At 72.7% G+C, this 20,457-nt stretch carries 17 protein-coding genes; 8 read left to right on the top strand and 9 right to left on the bottom strand.

Annotation, left to right across the window (positions count from 1 at the left end; translation table 11 throughout):
* Window positions 1-35 precede the first annotated feature (35 nt).
* The 4 genes from AC29IT_RS18020 to AC29IT_RS18035 are packed head-to-tail and all read left to right on the top strand — an operon-like array spanning window position 36 to window position 3,773.
* Window positions 36-575, top strand: coding sequence for a MaoC family dehydratase (locus AC29IT_RS18020; RefSeq protein ID WP_488219528.1), 540 nt, complete (start codon window positions 36-38; stop codon window positions 573-575).
* Window positions 572-1,801, top strand: a complete 1,230-nt coding sequence (locus tag AC29IT_RS18025) for a CaiB/BaiF CoA transferase family protein (RefSeq protein WP_488219529.1) — start codon at window positions 572-574, stop codon at window positions 1,799-1,801. Before AC29IT_RS18020 ends, AC29IT_RS18025 begins: the two co-directional genes overlap by 4 nt.
* The gene (locus AC29IT_RS18030) at window positions 1,786-2,952 is read left to right on the top strand and encodes an acyl-CoA dehydrogenase family protein (RefSeq protein WP_358440572.1); all 1,167 of its coding nucleotides are present in this window, start codon (window positions 1,786-1,788) and stop codon (window positions 2,950-2,952) included. The genes AC29IT_RS18025 and AC29IT_RS18030 overlap by 16 nt, the downstream gene beginning before the upstream one ends.
* Window positions 2,946-3,773 (top strand): HpcH/HpaI aldolase/citrate lyase family protein, encoded by an 828-nt coding sequence (locus AC29IT_RS18035; protein WP_488219530.1) that lies wholly within the window; start codon window positions 2,946-2,948, stop codon window positions 3,771-3,773. The genes AC29IT_RS18030 and AC29IT_RS18035 overlap by 7 nt, the downstream gene beginning before the upstream one ends.
* Here the strand turns inward: AC29IT_RS18035 and AC29IT_RS18040 are convergent.
* A complete protein-coding gene (locus AC29IT_RS18040) occupies window positions 3,764-4,243 on the bottom strand; it encodes an Lrp/AsnC family transcriptional regulator (protein WP_488219531.1) in 480 nt (159 codons plus the stop codon). The two genes, AC29IT_RS18035 and AC29IT_RS18040, sit on opposite strands and share 10 nt — an antisense overlap.
* Before the next feature lie 156 nt (window positions 4,244-4,399).
* Between AC29IT_RS18040 and AC29IT_RS18045 the strand changes: the two genes are divergently transcribed.
* Window positions 4,400-6,724: a transketolase-like TK C-terminal-containing protein gene (locus AC29IT_RS18045; RefSeq protein WP_488219532.1), complete on the top strand. Its 2,325-nt coding sequence runs from the start codon at window positions 4,400-4,402 to the stop codon at window positions 6,722-6,724.
* A gap of 134 nt (window positions 6,725-6,858) precedes the next feature.
* On the opposite strand, the gene AC29IT_RS18050 is transcribed toward AC29IT_RS18045, so the two are convergent.
* Complete coding sequence (locus AC29IT_RS18050) at window positions 6,859-7,377, bottom strand: RICIN domain-containing protein (RefSeq protein WP_488219533.1); 519 nt, start codon at window positions 7,375-7,377, stop codon at window positions 6,859-6,861.
* 288 nt (window positions 7,378-7,665) lie between these two features.
* Here AC29IT_RS18050 and AC29IT_RS18055 point away from each other — a divergent pair, with 288 nt between their 5' ends.
* Complete coding sequence (locus AC29IT_RS18055; RefSeq protein WP_358440465.1) at window positions 7,666-7,866, top strand: hypothetical protein; 201 nt, start codon at window positions 7,666-7,668, stop codon at window positions 7,864-7,866.
* On the opposite strand, the gene AC29IT_RS18060 is transcribed toward AC29IT_RS18055, so the two are convergent.
* Window positions 7,820-8,683 carry a LysR family transcriptional regulator gene (locus AC29IT_RS18060; protein WP_358440462.1) on the bottom strand — a complete coding sequence of 288 codons (864 nt, stop codon included), beginning with the start codon at window positions 8,681-8,683 and terminating at the stop codon, window positions 7,820-7,822. The genes AC29IT_RS18055 and AC29IT_RS18060 overlap by 47 nt on opposite strands.
* A gap of 396 nt (window positions 8,684-9,079) precedes the next feature.
* Between AC29IT_RS18060 and AC29IT_RS18065 the strand changes: the two genes are divergently transcribed.
* On the top strand, window positions 9,080-10,066 hold the full coding sequence (locus AC29IT_RS18065) for an esterase/lipase family protein (RefSeq protein WP_358440459.1): 987 nt from the start codon (window positions 9,080-9,082) through the stop codon (window positions 10,064-10,066).
* A 55-nt stretch (window positions 10,067-10,121) separates the two neighbouring features.
* Here the strand turns inward: AC29IT_RS18065 and AC29IT_RS18070 are convergent, their stop codons facing one another.
* The 3 genes from AC29IT_RS18070 to AC29IT_RS18080 form a co-directional block, all read right to left on the bottom strand.
* The gene (locus AC29IT_RS18070; protein ID WP_488219534.1) at window positions 10,122-13,490 is read right to left on the bottom strand and encodes a DEAD/DEAH box helicase; all 3,369 of its coding nucleotides are present in this window, start codon (window positions 13,488-13,490) and stop codon (window positions 10,122-10,124) included.
* A complete protein-coding gene (locus AC29IT_RS18075) occupies window positions 13,487-13,840 on the bottom strand; it encodes a hypothetical protein (protein ID WP_358440454.1) in 354 nt (117 codons plus the stop codon). The genes AC29IT_RS18070 and AC29IT_RS18075 overlap by 4 nt, the downstream gene beginning before the upstream one ends.
* A 153-nt stretch (window positions 13,841-13,993) precedes the next feature.
* A complete protein-coding gene (locus AC29IT_RS18080) occupies window positions 13,994-14,740 on the bottom strand; it encodes a class I SAM-dependent methyltransferase (protein ID WP_488219535.1) in 747 nt (248 codons plus the stop codon).
* Between the two features lie 292 nt (window positions 14,741-15,032).
* On the opposite strand from AC29IT_RS18080, the gene AC29IT_RS18085 reads away from it, so the two are divergent.
* Complete coding sequence (locus AC29IT_RS18085) at window positions 15,033-16,463, top strand: hypothetical protein (RefSeq protein ID WP_488219536.1); 1,431 nt, start codon at window positions 15,033-15,035, stop codon at window positions 16,461-16,463.
* Here the strand turns inward: AC29IT_RS18085 and AC29IT_RS18090 are convergent.
* The 3 genes from AC29IT_RS18090 to AC29IT_RS18100 form a co-directional block, all read right to left on the bottom strand.
* Window positions 16,460-17,191 carry a lysophospholipid acyltransferase family protein gene (locus AC29IT_RS18090; RefSeq protein ID WP_488219537.1) on the bottom strand — a complete coding sequence of 244 codons (732 nt, stop codon included), beginning with the start codon at window positions 17,189-17,191 and terminating at the stop codon, window positions 16,460-16,462. The genes AC29IT_RS18085 and AC29IT_RS18090 overlap by 4 nt on opposite strands.
* Before the next feature lie 129 nt (window positions 17,192-17,320).
* A complete protein-coding gene (locus AC29IT_RS18095; RefSeq protein ID WP_358440443.1) occupies window positions 17,321-17,797 on the bottom strand; it encodes a (2Fe-2S)-binding protein in 477 nt (158 codons plus the stop codon).
* A gap of 299 nt (window positions 17,798-18,096) precedes the next feature.
* Entirely contained in the window at window positions 18,097-20,445 is a 2,349-nt protein-coding gene (locus AC29IT_RS18100; RefSeq protein ID WP_488219538.1) for a molybdopterin cofactor-binding domain-containing protein, read from the bottom strand.
* Window positions 20,446-20,457 lie beyond the last annotated feature (12 nt).

Raw genomic sequence — 20,457 nt, forward strand, 5'->3', positions numbered from 1 at the left:
CGCGTCCGCGACAGGCACGAACAGGAGGTGCGGCGGTGGCCGTGCACGGAGGTCAGCAAGGGCGCTACTTCGAGGACTTCGTCGTCGGAGACATCTACCGGCACCCGCTGGGGCGCACCATCAGCGAGGCGGACAACACCTGGTTCACCCTGCTCACGATGAACACGCACCCGGCGCACTTCGACGCGCACTACGCCTCGAAGACGCCGTTCGAGAAGGTGCTGGTCAACTCGGGGCTCACCATCGCGATGCTGCTGGGCCAGAGCGTCAGCGACATCAGCCAGCGAGCGGTGGCGAACCTGGCGATGAACAACATCCAGCTCACCCACCCCGTCTACGTCGGCGACACCCTCTACGGGGAGTCGATCTGCACCGGCAAGCGGGAATCGAAGTCGCGCCCGTACGCGGGCCTGGTCAACGTGCACACCCGCGCGCTCAACGCCGACGGCGACGAATGCCTGTCGTTCGACCGCACCGTGCTGATCTACAAGCGGGACCAGGCCGAGGCCATCGACTCCTTCCCCACCGCCAAGAACGGCCCGCTGTCGCTGGACGACGACGGAGGTGCGCGATGAACCGGCTGCCGCTGGCCGACGTGCGCATCCTCGCCGTCGAGCAGTACGGCGCGGGGCCGTTCGGCTCGGTGCACCTGGCGGACCTGGGCGCGGAGGTCATCAAGATCGAGGACCCGCGGTTCGGCGGCGACGTCGGCAGGCTCACCCCGCCGTACGCGGAGGACGGCGACTCGCTGTTCTTCGAGGCGTTCAACCGGAACAAGCGCTCCGTGGTGCTCGACCTCACCAGCCCCGCGGGCCGCGAGGTCTTCGAGAAGCTGGTGGGCGTCAGCGACGCGGTGTACTCGAACCTGCGCGGCGACGTCCCCGCGAAGATGGGCATCCGCTACGAGGACCTCAAGCACCTCAACCCGCAGATCGTGTGCTGCTCGCTGTCCGGCTACGGCATGACCGGCCCGCGCGCGAAGCAGCCCGGCTACGACTACATGCTGCAGGGCCTGGCCGGCTGGATGTCGGTGACCGGCGAACCGGACGGCCCGCCCACCAAGTCCGGACTGTCCATGGTGGACTACTCGGGCGGCCTGGTGGCGGCGATCTCGCTGCTGTCGGCGATCCACGGCGCGCGCCGCGACGGCGTCGGCTCGGACTGCGACGTGAGCCTGTACGACACGGCGATCGGCATGCTCACCTACCTCGCGACCTGGCACCTCAACGCCGAGTTCGAACCGAAGCGCACGCACCACTCGGCGCACCCGAGCCTGGTGCCGTTCCAGAACTTCCCCACCGCCGACTCGTGGATCGTGATCGGCTGCGCGAAGCAGAAGTTCTGGGAGAAGTTCGTCGACGTGCTCGGTTCCCCCGCGTGGGCGGCCGAGGCGCGGTTCGCCACCACCTCGGACCGCTACGAGAACTCCGCGGACTGCGTGCGGCTCATCGAGCAGGAGCTGGCGCGCCGCGGCACGGCCGAGTGGCTGGAACTGCTGGAGGCCGCCGGAGTCCCGTGCGCCCCGATCAACTCGATCCCGCAGGCGCTGCGCGAGGAGCACACCGCGGCCCGCGGCATGGTGGTCACCACCGAGCACCCGCGGTTCGGCGAGGTCAAGCAGGTCGCCTCCCCGGTGCGCGCGGGCGAACCCAGAACGGACCACCAGCGCGCCCCGTTCCTCGGCGAGCACACGTCGTCCACATTGGACGAACTGCTCGGCCTGGACGCGGACGAATTCCGGCGGCTGGCCGGAGAAGGCGCTTTCGGAGCGGGAGGAGACGCGCCGTGGATTTCGAGCTGAACGAGGATCAGGCCCAGTTCCAGCAGGTCCTGCGGGACTTCGTGGACTCGGAGATCGTGCCGGTCGCGCAGGAGTGGGAGCACGCGGGCCGCTACCCCACCGAGATCGTGGCGAAGATGGCCGAACTCGGCCTGTTCGGCCTGCTCATCCCCGAGGAGTACGGCGGGGTGGACGCGGACTTCGTCACCTTCACCCTCGTGTTCGAGGAGATCGCGCGCGGGTGGATGGGCGTCGCCGGCATCCTCGGCAGCCACTCGGTGTCCACCTGGATGATCAACCGGCACGGCACCGAGGAGCAGAAGCGGCAGTACCTGCCGGACCTGGCCACCGGCGCCCGCCGCACCGGCATCGCGCTCACCGAACCGGACGCGGGCACCGACCTGCAGGGCATCCGCACCACCGCCGAGCGCGACGGCGACCACTACGTCATCAACGGCAGCAAGATGTGGATCACCAACGCGCGGTACGCCGATCCGCTGCCGGTGCTGGTGAAGACCGACCGCACCGCCTCGCCCGCGCACAAGGGCATGAGCGTGCTGCTCGTCGACGCGGACACGCCCGGGTTCACCGTCACCAAGGACATCCCGAAGCTCGGCTACAAGGGCACCGAATCCTGCGAGGTCGTGTTCGAGGACGTGCGGGTACCGGCGGCGAACCTGCTCGGCGGCGTCGAAGGGCGCGGGATGCAGCAGGTGCTCTCGGCGCTGGAGACCGGGCGGCTCAACATCGCCGGGCGCAGCCTCGGCATCGCGCAGCGCTCCTACGACGAGGCGCTGTCCTACGCGGGTGAGCGCAAGGCCTTCGGGAAACCCATCGCCGAGTTCCAGGCCATCCAGATCCGCATCGCCGAGATGGCCACCCAGTTGCAGGCCGCGCGGCTGCTGTCCTACTGGTCGGCCAGCAAGCTCGACCGCGGCGAACGCGCCGACCTGGAGACCGGGATGGCGAAGCTGTTCGCCTCCGAAGTCGCGCTGCAGGCCGCGCAGGACTCGATGCGGGTGCACGGCGGCTACGGCTACTCGGCGGAGTTCGAGATCGAACGGCTCTACCGCGACTCGATCCTGATGACCATCGGTGAGGGCACCAGCGACATCATGCGCACCGTCATCGCGAAATCCCTCTCCGCCGGGAAGGGGAAGGTCGGATGGTGAGCACGCGCAGCTGGCTGTTCTGCCCCGCCGACCGCCCCGACCGGCTGCGCAAGGCCGTCGACGCCGCCGACGCGGCCGTCGCCGACCTGGAGGACGCGGTGCACGTCGACGGCAAGGCCGCCGCCCGCGAACAGCTCGTCGCGGTGCTGCGCGAGGACCCGGCGCGGGCCGGCCGGATCTGGGTGCGGATCAACAACGACGAGCACCTGGACGCCGACCTCGCCGCGCTGGCCGACGCGCCCGTCGCGGGGATCGTGGTGCCCAAGGCCGAACCGGAGGTGCTGCGGGCCGTCTCCGCGCGCGCCACCGTCCCACTGCTCGCGCTGGTCGAGACCGCGCAAGGGCTGTGGCGGGCGTGGGAATCGGCGGCGGTGCCGCGAGTGCAGGCGCTCACCCTCGGCGAGTACGACCTGGCCGACGAGCTCGGCACCTGCTCACCGGAGGTGGACGCGGAACCGCTGCAGTGGGCGCGGTCCCGCGTCGTGGCCGCCGCGGCCGCCGCCGGTCTCGACCCGCCGCCCGCACCCGTGTCCGCGGAACTCGCCGACCCCGACGCGTACCTCGCGGGCACCGCGCGGCTGCAGCGGTTCGGCTTCTTCGGCCGGATGTGCATCCACCCGAAGCAGGTGGCGCAGGTGCACGCCGCGCTGCGCCCCGCCGCCGACGAGGTGGACCGGGCGCGGCGGGTGGTGCAGGCCGCCGACGCCGCCGAGCAGGACGGGCAGGCCGTGCTCGTGGTGGACGGCCGCATGATCGACGCACCGGTGGTGCGCCGCGCGCGGCGCGTCCTCGAACTGGCCGCCGCCCCGGATCACGGGTAGGCGCGACGTTCCAGCAGCGGGGTGAGCCGGTGGTCCACGAGGTCGCGCATCACCAGCGCGGTATCGGTGCGCTCCACGCCGGGGATCGCCAGCACCTGCCCGGCGATCCGGTACAGATCGTCGGTGTCACGGGCGACGACCTGCACGAACAGGTCGGCGGGGCCGCTGATCCCGGCCACCTCCAGCACTTCGGGGATGGCCCGCAGCTCCGCGGCCACCGGGCCCAGCACGCTCTGGGTGACCTGCACCGTCATCAGCGCGCGCAGCGGGTAGCCGAGGGCGCGGGGATCGACGCGACGCTCGAACGAGCCGAGCACGCCCCGCTCCTCCAGCCGGTTCACCCTGCTCTGCACGGTGTTGCGGGACAGGCCGGTGTCCGCGGCGAGCGCGCTGATCGTGGCGCGCGGCGTGCGGGCCAGCGCCAGCAGCAGCCGGGCGTCCACGGCGTCGACCTGGTCCTGACTTGGCACCTTGCTCAGCCCCTTCCGGACTATCACGGGCGGACTTGAGCATTCTGCTGCATCGCACCGCGCTGACTTGTGCAGAAAACGAAGTGTTGGTGGAGTTCCCACCATTCATGCCCAGCGGTGGCCGCCGAGCCACCCGGTTCACGAGGAGTTCGACCGATGGCCGACGACGCAGTCGCCCAGCACCGCGCGACGCGTGAGGACGCCGCGCTCGCCGAGATCGAGCGGCGGGTGCTGTGGCTGTCCACCGCGATCATCCACGAGGCGAACCGGAACCGGCCCAACCCGTCCGGGCTGAAGGTCGGCGGGCACCAGGCGTCCTGCGCCTCGATGGTGTCGATCATGACGGCGCTGTGGTTCCACGAGCTCGGGCCCGACGACCGGGTGTCGGTGAAGCCGCACGCCTCCCCCGTGCTGCACGCCATCAACTACCTCATCGGGGAGCTCGACGAGCGCTACCTGCCGACGCTGCGCGAGTTCGGCGGCCTGCAGAGCTACCCGAGCCGCTCCAAGGACCCCGATCCGGTCGACTACTCCACCGGGTCCGTCGGCATCGGCGCCACCGCCCCGATCTGGGGTGCGCTGGCCCGCCGCTACGTCCGCTCCACCACCGGGGGCGGCGGCACCGGACGGCAGTTCTCCCTGGTCGGAGACGCCGAACTGGACGAGGGCGCGGTGTGGGAGGCGCTGCTGGACCCGGCCGTCGCCGAGCTCGGCGAACTCGTGTGGGTCGTCGACCTCAACCGGCAGTCCCTGGACCGGGTGGTGCCGAACATCGCCGCCGGGCGGCTGCGCGGCATGTTCGCCGCCGCGGGCTGGCAGACGCTGGAGCTCAAGTACGGGCGGCTGCTGGAAGAGCTGTTCGCCCGCCCCGGCGGAGCCGCGCTGCGGGACCGCATCGACACCATGACGAACCCCGAGTACCAGCGGCTGCTGCGCTGCGACGCCGGGCAGCTGCGGGACCGGCTGCCCGGCGACGGCCCGGGGCGGGAGGCCGTCGGCGCGCTCATCGCGGGGCTCGACGACCCGACGCTGCTGGCCGCGATCCGCAACCTCGGCGGCCACGACCTGGGCGCGCTCGGCGAGGTGTTCGGCGAGATCGACGACACCCGGCCCACGGTGATCTTCGCGTACACCGTGAAGGGGCACGGGCTGCCGACCGAGGGGCACCCGCAGAACCACTCCTCGCTGCTCACCCACGAGCAGTTCGCCGAGCTCGCGCCCCGGCTGGGCGCCGAGGTGGACCGGCCGTGGCAGCGGTTCGACGCCGACACCGCCGCCGGCCGGCTGTGCGCCGAGACCGGGAACCGGCTGCGCCGCGAACCGGTGCCCGCCACCGCGCCGCCCGCGCTGCCGCTCGACATCGGCCGCACCCCCACCGGCACCGCCACCACGCAGGCCGCGCTGGGACGGGTGTTGCTCGACCTCACCCGGCAGTCCCCGGAGGCGGCGCGGCGCGTCGTGACCGTGTGCCCGGACGTCAGCTCCACCACGAACCTCGGCGGCTGGGTGAACAAGGTCGGCGTGTGGTCCTCGCGGCAGCGCCGGGACTGGTTCGCCGACGACGCCGAGACCATCCTGCACTGGCGCGAGCAACCGACCGGGCAGCACGTGGAACTGGGCATCGCCGAGACGAACCTGGTGGGGATGCTGGGCGAGCTCGGCTCGACCTGGAGCCGCTGGGGCGAGCCGCTGCTGCCGATCGGCGTGCTCTACGACCCGTTCGTGGAGCGGGCGCTGGAGCCGTGGGCGTTCGGCATCTACAGCGGCGGGCAGTCCATCCTGGTCGGCACGCCGTCCGGGGTGAGTCTCGCGCCGGAGGGCGGCGCGCACCAGTCGGTGAAGACCCCGTCGATCGGGCTCGAACAACCCGGGTGCACCAGCTACGAACCGGCGTTCGCGCAGGACGTGGAGTGGACGCTGCTGGCATCGCTGGCGCAGCTGGGCAAGCCCGGCGGCACCTCCGCCTACCTGCGGCTGTCCACCCGGCCGCTGGACCAGACCCTCGCCGCGGTCCCGGCCGACCCGGCCGCGCGGGAACGCCGCAGGCGGCAGGTCGTCGCCGGGGCGTACCCGCTGCGCAGCACCCCGGACCCGAAGGTCACCATCGCCGCGATGGGCGTGACGGTGCCGGAGGCGCTGGGCGCCGCCGACCGCCTCGGCCAGGCCGGAGTGGACGCCGACGTGGTGTGCGTGACCAGCCCCGATCTGCTGTTCCGCGCGCTGCGGGCGCGGCAGGGGCGCCAGGACGGACCGAGCTGGATCTTGGACCAGGCGTTCCCCGCGCACCGGGCGGCGCCGCTGGTGACGATCGGCGACGGGCATCCGCACACCCTCGCCTTCCTGGCGACGGTGAACCGGGTCCCGAGCACGACCCTCGGCGTCACCGACTTCGGTCAGTCGGGCTCTCCGGAGGACGTCTACCGCCACCACGGCCTGGACACCGACACCATCGTCCGGGCCGCCCTCGACCTGCTGACCTGAGCCGGGCCCGCGCGCCTGCCGGCGGGGAGCCGCGGCTCCCCGCCCGCGCGCCCGGTCCGGTCCCGTCTCCTGCCAGCGGGTTCGCCGCTGGCAGGAGACCGTCCGCGCTCGCACCGAGCCGGGCGCTACGCACGTCAGGAAGCGTCGATGCGCCACCAGTTCTTGTCCTGGTCGCCGTTCGCCTCCAGGACGACGACCTCGTTCATCCCGTCGCCGTAGTACGGCGCCACGACCTGCTCGGTCGACCGGGAGACGATCTTGTACTCGGCGCTGCCGAACGACCTGGCCGGCAGGGACCACTGGAATTCGGGGACGTGCCGGCACTCGCCCTGGGTCAGCGCGGTCTTCCCGTAGTACTGGCCGCCCGGCTTGAGGCACTTCCCGGTCCTGTCGTTGCGGATCAGGTAGTACCCGGCGGAGTTCTCGATCGACCACCGGTCGCCGTCGGCGGTGCTCGCCGAATTCCACGCGTACATCCAGATTCCGTCGTTCGAGTTGTTCCCGTAGTTCTGGGGCAGCAGGCTGCCGTCGGTGACCTGGTTGATGATGCGCAATTCCGAGGAGGCCGCACCGGCCACTCCGGAGAGCATTCCGGACAGCGCGGTCACCAGAACGACCGCGAGGACGGCGAAACGACCGAGAACACGTTGCATGGCACACCTTTCCCGTGGAACGGCGAACCCGGACGGCCCGCCCTTAGCATGATCGGCCGCTACCCGCCGGATCTCGATTCCCCGAACGAGCGGATGCGAGCGAATCCGACGATTCCCGCCGCACCACGGGAAATTCGCAGTTCGAATCTGAGGCGGGAACGGCTCGGCACCCATCCATTCCGCAGCTGGCCGCCATCGACGATGGTCGTTGGACCGCGCCGCGGATCCGCCGAATACTCGGAGCACGCACCCCGGACGCATTCCGGGAACTTCGAGAGGAATCCCGCCATGCCCTCGAACGATCTGGCCCGGTTGATGCGCTGCTTCGCCGCGCGGGCGCTGCTGCTGGCGCTCGCGCTGGGGCTCGCGGGCGCGCAGCTGCTCGCCCTGCTGGCGCTGCTCGCCGCGACCGGCCTGCTCGCCTGGTCCGGTGCCCCCGCGGTCAGCCGCCGAGGTGCGCCAGCAGCGCCCGAGCCGCCGGGTTGGTGAGCTGCGCGGACCGCCCCACCAGGCGGATCGGCCGGGTCAGGGCCGGTTCCTCCAGCCGGGCGTGCGGCAGCCCGGAGCGCTCGGCGACGGCGTCCGGCACGATGCTCACCCCGAGCCCCGCCGCGACCAGGTCGATCAGCAGCGGGACGTGCGTCGCTTCGCAGGCCCGGTTCAACCGGACCCCGGCGTCGGCGAAACCGCGCGCGATCATCGCCTGCAGGCTGCTGCCGAGGAACTCGACGAACGGTTCGTCCCCGCACTCGGCCAGCCGCACCCGCTCCCGGCCGGCCAGCCGGTGCCCCGGGTGGCAGACCAGCACCATGCGCTGCGTCCACTCGCCGAAGCGGGCGAGCTCCGCGTCGAACGGCCCCTCCCCCGCCACGTAGGCCAGGTCCAGTTCACCGGCGACGACCGCGTTCGCCAGGTCCGGCATGATCCCTTCGCGCACGTGGATGCGCACGCCCGGGTAGCGCAGCCGGAATTCGCCGAGCTCGGCGGGCAGGTCGAGCACCGTCAGCGTCTGGATGGTGCCGATCGACACCCGTCCCCGCGAGAGCCCCTGCACCGCGGCCACGTCGCCGCGGGCCGCGATCACGTCGGCGGTGATCCGCCGCGCCGTGGGCAGCAGCGCGCGGCCCGACTCGGTGAGCAGCACCTTGCGGCTGGTGCGCTCGAACAGCGCGGAGCCCAGTTCCACTTCGAGCTTGCGGATCGACGCGCTCAGCGCGGACTGCACGACGTGCACCTCGCGCGCGGCCCCGGTGAAGCTGCCGTGCCGCGCGACCGCGAGGAAGTGCTCCAGCTGCCGCAGCTCCATCCGGCCACGGTAGCGCCGGACGCCGCAACGAGCGCCGAGATGGTGGTCACGGCGGGCGCCGGACCGTCCTCCGTGGACGTGCACGACTGCTGCTGCGACCAGGTCCGGACCGACTGCGGCACCGCGACCGGCGGACCGGCCGATGCGGTGCACCGACGACGAGCTCACGAGCACCGGCGGTCGGCCGCGCTCGCGAACCACCGCTGCTCCGAGTGGCCCAACCGCGCGCGTTCGGCCACACCGGCGCGGGTGCGGGAGTTAGCGTGCCGGGTCCGACCTCGCGGCCGATCGCCGTGGGGGCGCGACGCCCGCCGGAGCGGGCGGCCTGCGAGGTCGGGAGCGACGCGGGGGAACACCTGGGGCCCGCGTCGACCTCGATCGGAAGGAGCATCCACCATGATCAGCCGACGATGGCGCGGAGCGGCCGCGGCACTCGCCGCCGGACTGGTCCTGAGCATCCCGGCCACCGCGCAGGCGGCCGGCGACGCGGCACCCGCGGCCGAGCAGCCGACGATGCTGCTGGTGCACGGGTTCAACACCGATCCGCCGACGTCCTGCAACACCTCGACCTGGAAGACCGCGCTGGACTACTACCAGGACGCGGGCGGCCGGGACCGCGGCTCGATGCGGACGATCGGCTACTACGCGGGCGATTCCGCGCACTGCGACGACGTGATCGGCGATGGGAAGGCCACCAAGAACCGGCCCATCCAGGACATCGCGAAGGACTTCGCCAACCACATCCACGACACGTACACGGCGAAGGGGAAGCAGGTCGACATCGTCGCGCACTCGATGGGCGGCCTGATCACCCGCGTCGCGATCCTCGGCACCCGGGAGGGCTGGAGCGGGTTCCCGTCGGAGGTGGACGTGCGCAACGTCGTCACCCTCGGCACTCCGCACCAGGGCCTGAAGAACGGGTGCACCGAACAGGAGCACGACGCCGGGAAGTGCAGCACGCAGTGGAACCAGATGACGCCGACGAAGGACGGCGGCTCCGGGTTCATCGACAAGCTGCACGAATCCGCGAAGGGCAAGGACGACCGCGGCCTGGACGACCCGTGGGCGAAGGGCATCGACTGGAGCCTCGCCGGGTCCACTGAGGACGGAACCGTCTCGTACCACTCCGCGATCGACAAGGGCCACTTCGCGCACCAGAAGTACGGTTTCGACGAAGACCTCGACGGTGACGGGTCGGACGAGTGCTCCGACCAGGAGATCGGCCACGGCGGGCTGCGCTCCATCAAGGGAGCGGGCGGGTTCTGCCTGCGGTACTGGCACCACGGCGCCGGCGGCGGCCCGCACACCACCGAGAACGGCTGGTCCCCGCTGAAGGTGGCGTTCAAGGCCGCCACCCACATCGGCGACGACCTGCCGAAGTGACTCCCGGGCCGTGGCGCGGTGCCGATGTCCGCGCCACGGCCGGGAATCCGGGATGTCAGGGCACCGGAGCCCGAGGATCGGCCGCGTGCAGGCCGAGCAGGTCGTCGGTGTCGCTCAAGTCGTGCAGCCGCCACACCGGGACCCGCACCGCCGAGCGCACCCCCGGTTCGGGGTCGAGCAGTTCGCGACGGCGCAGCATCCGGTGCAGGTGCTCGGCCGGATCGACCCCGCCCGCCGGACCGCGGTCCAGCAGGACCGAGAGCGGGACCCCGCCGTCGGAGATCGACGCGTCCACCCGGTGCCCGTTGAGCACCTGGTCCAGCTGCACCGACATCCCCGGCAGCAGCTCGTGCAACCGCCGCTGGTGGTCGTCCGGTTCGGGCGCGCGGTGCCCGCGGCGCGCGGCCGCGAGCAGGTCGGCGCCGATGCCGGGGCGCCCTTCCCAGAACGCCGCGTCCCCGGCCACCACCAGCTGCGACCGCGCCCGGGTGATCGCCACGTGCCACAGGTCGCAGCGCCGGTCCAGCCAGCGCGCCGCGTCCGCCGCGATGCCAGGCGCCGCGACCGGCGAGAGCACCACCGCATCGCACTCCCCGCCCTGGAAGTCGTGCACGGTGCCGATGCGCACCCGCGGATCTCCGGCCAGCCGCTGCTCCAGCAACCGGCACTGCGGGCGGAACAGCGTGATCACGCCGATCGTGGCGTGCTCGGGCAGGGACCGGCGCAGCGCCGCCACCACCCGCGCCACCACGGCCGCCTCCTCCGGGTTGTGCCAGCTGCCGCCGCTCTCCGGGGCGCACGCGCGGCCGGGCACGTCCCGCCACTCCAGCGCGGGCCGCTCCATCGCGGGCCTGCCGCGGATGTCGGTGAGCACGATCTGCGCCGAGTCCGGGAACAGTTCGGCTGCGGTGTCGGCGATCCGCGGGTGGCAGCGGTGGTGCTCGTCGAGGCGGATCGCGCCGCCGGTGGCGCGTTCGACCGCGTGCCAGGCGGTGTGCCGCCGGGAGCTCAGCGCCCGTTCCTCCAGCCAATCGGCCGGAATCCGCAGGTCCCGGCGCACCCGCGATTCGGCCGCCGGGTCGAGGTGGGTGACGTGCGCGAGCTGCCCGGCGTCGCCGAGGACGACGGCGCGGCGTGCGCGGAACAGCAGCGGCAGCAGCCCGGCGATGCCGCAGTGCGCGCCCTCGTCGACGACGACCAGGTCGAACAGGGCCGGCGCCAGCGGCAGCCGCGCCGCTTCCTCGCAGGTGGCGGCGCGGCCGGGCGGCTCCGGGTCGTGCTCGTCCGGCCGCCGCACCGAGGCGAGCAGCACTTCGTCGGCCGCGGTGCGGGCCGCGTCCTGCGCGCTGCGCAGCGATTCGGCGAGCCGCCGGTCGTCGGGGCGTTCCCGCAGCAGCGCCCGCTGTTCGCGCCACGCGTGCTCGGCGGCGGCGAAGTCGGCGATGGCGCGGCAGATCGCCCGCGGGTCCCGGTCCGCGCAGTCCCCCGGGTCGACGCCGAGGGCGCGCTGCACGCGGGCGCGCCGCCAGCGGGTGAAGATCCAGCCGTCGGCGGCCTTCCGGGCCCGCCGCACCCACCGGCGCGGGTGCGAGCCGACCAGTCCGGCGAGCTCGGCCTCGGTGCGGCCGAGGGCGACCGCCGCGGCGTGCCGCCGGACTCCCGCGGTGCGCAGCGCTTCGTCGATGCGGCCGACGGCGGCGAGGTCCAGGCGAGCCCGCACGGCGCGTCCCTCGGCTGCGGTGAGTTCGGCCAGCGCCTCCGCCAGGTCCGGTGCCGGGTCCGCGTCCACCGCCCGTTCGGCGCCGGTGCGCACCAGCGCGCCGGGCACTCCCGCGCAGCGGCGCCACACCTCGTGCACCGCGCGGTCGTCGGCGGCGGTCACCAGCACCCGCTGCCCGGCACCGATCGCGGTCGCGACCAGGTTCGCGACCAGCGTGGTCTTGCCGCTTCCGGGCGGGCCGGTGACGGCACTGAGCCGCCTGGTCATCGCCGCGCGCACCGCCTGCCGCTGCGACTCGTCGGCGGGCCACGGCAGCACCGGCCGCGGCATCTCGTCGATCTCGCCGGTGTCGCCGTCGAGCAGCGCGCCGAGCGCGGTGCCCGCGACCCGGCCGGGTTGTTCGGCGATGCCCGCCAGGTCGTCGAACGCGCCGGGGCTGGCCAGCCGCGGCTGTTCGGCGAACAGCACGGCCGCGTTGCGGGCGCCGTCGCCGCGCCCGTCGAGGGTGGCGGCCAACGCGTCCGGATCGGGTTCCGCGCCGCCGGTGAGCCGGAAGGTGCCGTGCAGCAGGTCGAGCACCTCGGCGGCCATCCGCTCCCGCCGCCCGCCGCGCCAGCCCGGCGCGAACCAGGCGGCGAAGGCGTCGGTGCCTTCCACGCCGAGCCGCCGCCGCGCCAGCCCGCGGTGCGCCAGCACCGGCCCGATGGGGCGGAGCCTGCGGCCCGCGCCGGATCCGACCGGTTCGACGCGGCGCACCAGCAGCGGCGCGAACTCGGCGCCGGCACCCGCGCGCCCGGGCAGCACCACCGCCGGGTAGCCCGCCCACAGCGGATGTCCGCGTCGTTCCGCCTCGTCGAGGAACGCGGCCGCGGTGGGCGGCACCGGCGCGCAGCCGTCGTCGTCCAGATCGCCGGACAGCAACCGCTCCCGGCCGGGCAGCACCACGTAGCGCTCGCCCGCGGCGCGCACCGGTATCAGCCCGGGGTGCGGGTCCTCGGCCAGCAGGCAGCGCCGGTAGTAGCCGAGGACCGCCGCGAGGTCCGGCGCGCTCCGCTCCGGCGCGGGTTCCGGTGCGGGTCTCGCCGCCCGCCGCGCGCGGAAGGACAGCGGGATCACGTCGTCCACGTCGATCGCGGACCGCAGCGGTGGTTCCTCGCCCGCGTCGCGCAGCCGCCGGTCGAGGTGCTCGAACAGCCCGGCGGCGGTGAGCGCGCCACCGTCGTGCCCGGCGGCGCGCCACGCCTCGGACAGCCGCTCGCCGAACGCGTCGGTCCCGGTGGTGGCGAACACGTAGGTGCCGCGCGCGGTCAGCGGGCAGCGCCGCCCGGTGCGCGTCCGCCCGCGCTGCGGCGTCGAATCCACGATGGCGACGGTGTGCGCGGCGCGGCAGGCTTCGAGCTGCTCGTCGACGAATCCCGCGCTCACCCCGGTGCCCGCGAGGTCGTCGAGGTCGGTGTCGGCGGCGAGGAACACGTGCTCCCCGCCGGGTCCGGTCGCGCCGGGCGCGGCCAGGTGCAGCAGCGCGAGCTCGTCCGGCCCGCAGCCGTCGAGGAATTCGGCGATCTCGGCGCGCAGCCGGGCCGCCGTCGGGTCCCGCACCAGTTCCACCGGCCGGTACCCGTCGTCGGCCAGCCGCCGCAGCAGGTCCGCCTGCTCCCGGCCGACCCCGATCAGCAGCGCGCGGCCGCGCCGCGGGCGGGTCACGCGTCGGCCCGCAGGTCGCGCGGCAGCGTCCGCACCAGTTCGGGGCATTCGTTCGGCCGGCCGGACAGCCACATCGACCGCCCGCCGAGCACCAGCTCCACTTCGTGCGAGGCGTCGCGGGCGCACCACTCGCTGATCGTGGCGAGCAGGGCGGGTGCGGTCCGCGCCGCGGAGCCGCCGAGCGACGCCCACAGCAGCGGACCGGCGGCGTCCTGCTCCGCGGACAGCGAGACCTGGAGTCCCAGCGCGGTGCGCAGCTCGTCGCGCAGCGACCGCACCAGACGTCCTTCGCGGTGCGGATCGCCGCCGCCCGCGACCCTGATCCAGAAGACCGTCGAGCCGTCCGCCATGCCGCCCTCTCCAGCCGAATCCGCGCAGATCGCCGCAGATCTTAGAAGATCACCGGCCCGATCCGGTCGAATTTCCGGAGATGGCACCCCGACAGCGCACAACTGAGACGATCCCAGTCACGGGCCGCCGGGGAATCCCGCACCCGCGCGGGTTCAGTCCCCCGTCCGAGGACGCGCGGTGCGCAGGTGGAAGGCGGCGCTGGACGGGTGCGCGTACTCCGGCAGCAGGTGGTCCAGCCGCTCCCCCGCCGCGAAACCCGCCGCCCGCAGCAGATCCGCGGTCTTCGCGGCGGTGAGGCCGCTCCAGTTCGGCGTGGCCCGTCCGATCTTCCGGTAGTCCCGGGCCACCTTGAGCAGGTAGCCGTGGTCCGCGCCCGGCCGCAGCGAGGCCAGCACCCGGCGCGCGTCGTGCCGCCACCCGTGCCACACGCCGTCCGCGAGCAGCAGCGCGCCGCCCGGGTTCAGCACCTGCCGCCAGGCTCGCAGCGCCCGCACCGGCTCCGGCAACGTCCACAGCACGTAGCGGGCGCTGACCAGGTCGAACCCGTCGTCGCCCGCGACCTCGCGGACGTCGTGCCCGCCGCACTCGGCGAACCGCACCTCGACCCCGCGGCGCCGCGCCTCCTCCCGGGCGTAGCCGAGCATCGCCGGGGACGGATCGACGGCGGTGACCTCGTGGCCGAGCTCGGCCAGCAGCGTGCTCAGAAAACCGGTGCCGGTGCCCACGTCCAGCACCCGCAGCGGCGCGGAGCGCTCCGGGAACGCCGCGTGCACCGCCTTGTCGCACACCGCGCGCCACGCCTCGCGCTTGTCCTGCGCGTAGCGCTCGTAGAAGTCGTTGTAGGCCGCGGCCCGCTGGGTCCAGTTGTCGCGGACGGCTTCGATGGCGCGGTCGGTCACGAGCGGAGTCCTTTCGCCGGTTCCACCCACCCTGGGCGTTGTCGCAACCGATGTGCAACAGCCGTGGTCGCACCGGAACGCAGGTCACACCCGGCGGCTGGGCCGTTCGCGCCGGGATTGCCCCGGTCTCTGCCCGATCGGCCCTTCCGCCGGGCACGGACGATCACGGAGGGTGCCGGTCAGGGCCGAACGGAGGACGATCATGCGAGTGCGACGAGAACGCGGCGGGCCCGGCCCGGAGCGACCCGGCCGAACGACCGACCGAGCCCGGGAACCCGGGCCTCCGCACCCGGTGCCGTCCCCGACCGACGTCCTGCACCTGCAACGCACCGCCGGAAACCGGGCCGTGGCCCGCTCGTTGCAACGAGCGCCGGAGCAGGAGCAGGAGGACGAGCACGCCGCCTCGCTGAGCAGACCGGACTCCCGCGTCCCCGGCGCCCGTTTCAGAGCAGCCCGCCGCACCGAGGCCATGCTCCTGGACCGGCTGATCAACGGGCCCGTCTTCGACCGGGCCGAGGTCGAGGAGCTCCGGCGGCAGGACGCGACGTGGCTGCGGGCGATCGGCACCGGCACGTACCAGGACGCCGTGGCCTACTCGGCGCAGGGGAAGTACTACGACTGGCTGCAGCGCAAACCCGGCGAGCGGCTGCTCATCGCCACCGTCGAATGGCGGGAACGCCGTGGCCGCACCGAGAACAGCCCCGCCTTCACCTTGGGCAGGCACCTGGACCTGCGCGGCGGCGGGGTACCGGCGGCGGACCGCGAACAGGTCGTCGCGGAACGCGACGCACAGATCAAGGGCGCGTTCGTCCGGACCCTGACCTCCCCGTTCGAGGACTCACCGCAGGTCCCCGCCGGAGCCGAGAAGACGAACGCCCGCGCGAACACGATCCTCACCCGGATCTTCCTGATCCTGCAGAACGGCTTGAAGGTGTACGACGACGAAGCGGCGGACCACGTCGACTACGTCGAGGGCGATGTGGCCAGGGCGTTGGCGCACGGGGGCCGCGTCAACATCCGCATCCCGGCGCTGGGCGCGGACGGGCCACCGCCCACCGCCCTGCTGGACTGGCTCGGTGTCACGACGAACGGTGTGAACGAGCGGGAGAAGGAGGAGAAGCGCGACTACGCCACCCACCACATGGACATCAGCGGAACCGACGAGTTCGCGGAACGCGGCGGCATGGGCGCATCGGCCGCCAACGTGCTCTCCCGCTTCAGCGACGAGCAGGTCCGCATGTGGGGACTGCCCCTCGCCGCCGACGGGATGGGCGGGCACGACTTCAACGGTGACGTGATCCTCCCGGACGACTCGCACGGCCACCTGCTGCTGATCTTCACCCCGCCGGGCCCGGACCAGGACGGCGCCCTGCAGGTCGGCATCGAAACGGTCGGGCCCGGCAGCAAGAGCCCCGTCGGCTACCGGCACACCCCACTGTCCACGGAGGCCACCGCGAACCCGGAATCCAGCTTCTACGGCCACAAGAAGGACAAGATCGGGGGCGGGAAGCTGAAGGACAACCAGCGCTACGTGCCGCTGGCCGAACTGCCCTTCGGCTGGAAGCGGTTCCTGGACGAGGTGAAGGAGGACTGGCAGGACCGGCTGTTCGAGACGGGTGACGGCCTCCGCGCGCGCCAGGATCTCTACGGTGAGCTGGTGGGCAGGCGCCGGGGCCGGTTCGCACCGTCCTCATTGCCGGAGCGGTCCTTCCTGATCCCCTAGGTCGCTGCCACCGACCTGATCTCGGCGAGCTGCCCGGTGATCGCGGCCATGATGCGGTCGGTGGCCTCCCGCAGAACGGCCGCGGTGAGCGGCAGGCCGATCAGGTCGTCCAGCGGCACCGGCGGTCCGGCGGTCAGTTCGACCGGGGTGCGCCGGAACAGCCGGGGCGGACGACGGCGCGGCAGCAACCGGTGGGTGCCCCAGTTCGCCAGCGGCACCACCGGCACCCCGGTGGCCAGCGCGACGCGGGCGATGCCGGTGCGCCCGCGCGCGGGCCAGTGCGCGGGATCGTCGGAGAACGTGCCCTCGGGGAAGAACACCACGCACTCGCCGTCCGCGGCCGCCCGCACCGCGTCCCGGTAGGCGTCCTGGGCGCGGGCCGTGCCGCGGTGCACCGGGATGTGCCCTCCGGAGCGCATCACCCGCCCCACCAGCGGAATCCGCCACAGGTCGGCGCGCGCCAGGTAGCGCGGGACGCGGCCGGCGGCGAGGCAGAACGCGGTGGCGGTGACGGGGTCGGCGAACGACAGGTGGTTGGTGGCCACCAGCACTCCGCCCGCGGGCAGGGTGCCGCGCAGCCGCAGCCGGGAGCTCAGCGCCAGCACCGGCCACACCAGGTCGATGGCCAGCCCGAACCAGCGTCCCCGGCCGCGGCGGGGGAATCGCCGCCCGAGCCGGACCGCGTCGCGCAGGCGGGCACTTCCCGAGATCAGTCGCACGAGGTCCATTCGTAGCCGACGCGGTCCCGGACTGGTCGGCGGCCCCGGCGCCCGGCCGCCCGGCGCGCGGCCGTCCGGTCGCACGAGTGCCCCGCCCGACCGGATCGGCCGGACGGGGCGCCCGCACCCCGCGCCGGGTCACATGTTCTGCGCGCCCGCCTTGATGGCCTTGCGGATGCGGGTGTAGGTGCCGCAGCGGCAGATGTTCCGAATCTCGTCGAGGTCCGCGTCGGTGATGTCGCGGCCTTCCTCGGTGACCTGCCGGACCTTCGCGACCGCGGCCATGATCTGGCCGGGCTGGCAGTAGCCGCACTGGGCGACGTCCTCGTCGAGCCACGCCTCCTGCATCGGATGCAGGTCGCTGCCGACGGTGCCGGGCAGCCCTTCGATCGTGGTGACCTCGTCGTCGGGTCCGATGTCGCCGACCCGCACCGAGCACGGGTTGAACGCCTTGCCGTTGATGTGCGAGGTGCACGCCTTGCACACGTTGATGCCGCAGCCGTACTTCGGCCCGTAGAACCCGAGCACTTCGCGCAGCACCCACAGCAGCCGCACGTCGTCCTCGATGTCCACGGTCACGGTCTCGCCGTTGAGCCGAAAAGTGTGCTGTCCCATGCCGAAAGCTCCTCCCTCGTAGCGCCGTGCGCAGCCGAACCGAGCGCCCACCCACCCGCACGAACCAAGTCCTCGAAAAACTCGACCGAATCCCCCGGCGTTCACGCCGTCGCCCCGTCAGCGGCGAAGCCGCTGAGCAGACGACCACCCAAGACACCGGCACCGCCGCGGGTTCTCAGCGGAATTCTCGCGAGGACAGCGCCTTCTCCTGTGGCGGAGCCACCGGTGAAAACGATCCCGCAGCGAGGAAGCCGCTGAGGTTCCGCCACCTCACCCCCGAGCAACCGGACCAGACGGACTCAGTAAGCGAAGTCCAGGCCGTTGGTGGGGGATTGCGGGATGGGCGGCACCACCGGCTTCGGCTCGAAGCTGAGCGTGCCGTGGTTGATCGGGAAGCTCGTCGGCACCGTGCCGGTCGCCGCCCCGTAGGCGCAGGCCGTCGCGGCCATCGACGCGGGCACCCCGAATTCCCCTGCACCGCCCGGTTTTCCGGTGGTGGGCGGCATGATGATGACCCGCACGTCGGGCGGCGCGTTCCACTGCCGGGTGTAGAAGTAGTCGTCCCAGCTGCCTTCGAGGAAGGTGCCGTCCTTGAGGTGCAGGCTGGAGGTGAGCGCCTGCGCGATGCCGTCGGAGATGCCGCCCTGCATCTGCGCTTCCAGCCCGCGCGGGTTGAGCGCGAGGCCGGTGTCGACGGCGAGCACCACCTTCGTCACGCGCGGCCCGGTGACGGCGTTGCGGATCTGCCGGTTCACCGTCTCTGGTCGGCAGTCGATCTCCACGAGGACCGCGACGGCGCCCTTGTACTCCTTGTGCACCGCGATGCCCTGCGCGCAGCCGTCGGGCAGCGAGCGGCCCCACTCCCCTTCGTCGGCGACCTTGTCGAGCACCGCGATGAGGCGTTCGTCGTCGAGGAAGGAGCGGCGGAACTCGTAGCGGTCCTTGCCCATCTTCGCGGCCAGCTGGTCGACGATGAGTTCCTGCGCGGTGCGCACGTCCGGGTTGAACAGGTTCCGGTTGGAGCCGGTGGGGAACGTGTCGTACTGCATGATCTCGTTGAGCAGCTGGGTGGTGACGCCGAACTTGTATGGCACGCCGACGGTCAGCTCGAACACCGGCACCGAGAACGCGGCGAAGTTGCCGAGTCCCAGCGGGGGCAGCCGGGCGGCGACGGAGGTGATGGCCTCGGCGAAGCCCATCGTGTAGTCGGTGGCGATGCTGGTGTGCCGCTGCTCGAAGGTGAGCACCTTGTCCCCGACGTAGCTGGCGCGGATGCGGGAGGTGCACATCGGGTGGGTGCGGCCTTGGCGGCATTCGTCGGTGCGGTGCCACATGAGCTTGACGGGCTTGCCGAGCTCGCGGGAGATCTCCACGGCTTCGAGCACGACGTCGTTGAACATGCGCCTGCCGAACGCACCGCCGCCCTGCTGGACGTGCACGCTGACCGCTTCCTGCGGCAGGCCGAGCTTGGCGGCGACCTCCTGCTTGCACAGGATCGGCGATTGCAGGCAGGACCAGACCTCGGCGCTGCCGGGCCGCACGTCAGCGACGGCGGTGTTCGGTTCCAGCGCGGCGTTGTTGCGGAAGTGGAAGGTGAATTCGCCCTCCACAGTGGACCCGGTGTCCGGCACGACGAGCGGGATCTCGGAGGCCTTGATCTTCTCCAGGACCGTCTCGTCGGATTCGCCGTCGACGCTGCCGGGTTCCCAGTTCACCTGCAACGCGCGGACCGCGTCGATGCACTGGCCGAAGGTGCGGGCGCGCACCGCGACCCCGGTGGAGATCATCACGACGTCGGTGACGCCGGGCATGCCGCGCACCGCGTCGAGGTTCACCACCGATTCGGGCCCGCCCTTGACCGTCGGCGGGCGGCACACCATCGTCGGCAGCGCGTCGGGGATGTCCAGGTCCATGCTGAACTTCTTGCGGCCGGTGACGGCCTCGCGGGCGTCGACCCGGTTGTGCGGTTTGCCGAGGACGCGGAACTCGCTCTCGGGCTTGAGCACGGCCTCGACCTGCCGGGTGACGTCGCTGGCGGCCTTCTCCGCGAGCTCGCCGTAGGGCAGCTGGGTGCCCGCGACCGAGGTGATCAGGCCGAGCTTGCTGGTGAGCAGCCCGACGGGTTCGCCGAGCTCGTTCGCGGCGGCCTGCAGCAGCCTGCCGCGCGCGATGGCGGCGGCGACCCGGATCGGGGTGAACATGGAGATCGCCGTGTTGGAACCGGCGGTGAACTGGTTGAACAGCAGCTCGGGGCGGGCGTCGGCCAGGGACACCCGGACCTTCTCCACCGGCAGGTCCAGCTCCTCCGCGATGATCATCGCGGCCATGGTGGTGATGCCCTGCCCGCTCTCGGTGCGCGGCATCTCGAAGGAGGCGGTGCCGTCCTCGTGCACCTGCACCGAGATGAGGTTCGAGGTGGGCAGCGCCGACTCGGTGAGCAGGTCGTTGAGGTCGAGGATGTCGGAGGGTTCCGGCAGCGCGGCCTGCGCGGTCGCCGGGTCGGCGAGCTGCCCGAGCTGCGCGGCGGCGGCCACCGTGGGAGCCGCCAGCAGCAGGCCGAGGAACCGGCGGCGGTCGAGACCCGTGGCCCCGGGATCCGGGCTTTCCAGCCGAGGCGTGCGGCCCGGCTGCGGTGTGCGCTGTTCCATCGCGTTCCTTCC

Source organism: Saccharopolyspora sp. MMCC62 (assembly GCF_057736575.1).